At 52.1% G+C, this 820-nt stretch carries 2 protein-coding genes; both read right to left on the bottom strand.

The window, feature by feature from the left end; translation table 11 throughout:
* The coding region (locus GM79_RS23700; RefSeq protein WP_235183931.1) for a transposase family protein at window positions 1-272 on the bottom strand (272 nt) is incomplete at its 3' end.
* Window positions 273-280: 8 nt separating this feature from the next.
* On the bottom strand, window positions 281-772 hold the full coding sequence (locus GM79_RS06670) for a hypothetical protein (protein ID WP_035561158.1): 492 nt from the start codon (window positions 770-772) through the stop codon (window positions 281-283).
* Window positions 773-820: the final 48 nt, after the last annotated feature.

Genomic DNA, 820 nt, shown 5'->3' with positions numbered 1-820 from the left:
TCCACTACTACGCGCTTGCGGGCCTGCTGCGTATTGCGAAACTTATTGTTTTTGGTCAATTGTCCGCCACGCGGTTTTTTTGTGGGAAGAAATAACTTGCCGCATGCATACGCCTTCGCAAAGCCCTGAAAACCGGAATCTAATCGCAGCGTCATTCCATCAAACCACTGCTTGTCAGGGGGAAACAGTTGTTTTAACAACGTGAAATCATGCACTGACCCGGGCACCAGCTGGCTGAGATAAATAATTTTTCGCTGGGCATCAGCCAGCATCAGCGCTTTTAGGGTGTGGCGTTTTTTTTGCCACTATACTGCGCTTTTTGCGCGGTTTTTTCCGCTGGTCGTTGGGTAGCGAATTCGGTGGCATCGACGAGCACGGCCCGCCGTTTAGAAAAATAGCGCTGCAACTCGGCGGGGGATTGAAATTCGCGTTCCGGCAAACAACCCGCCAAACGGAGTGCTTCCCGCAGCACGGCTAAGCCTTCGTCTTGTCGGCGCTTGGCCGTGGCCCCGTCCAGGCCACAGACCAATCCCAGCACGTCATAAGTCAGTCCTGATTTGCAACTAAACAGGGTGAAGAAAAGCAAATCTTCCTCATCCTTCATGCGCGTTCCAGCGGGATGAATGACCATCCTTTCAGCGAGTTGCATCTCGTGCAACGCCGCATAGGCCCGCTGGAATACCGCCAGAAGTTGCTCGAAATGATGGGCATCACACCCCAACGCAGAACGCCATTGACGAGGTGTTTTCAAGTCTTGAACGGAGATTTTCATGCTCAAATATCCACACTATTCATTGCCTAGGCCGCTGCAACAAGTCTA

The organism is Hymenobacter sp. IS2118, assembly GCF_000715495.1.
Taxonomy (GTDB): Bacteria; Bacteroidota; Bacteroidia; order Cytophagales; family Hymenobacteraceae; genus Hymenobacter.
Note: the sequence above shows the minus strand (reverse complement) of the source record. Positions and strands in the feature narration are given on the sequence as shown.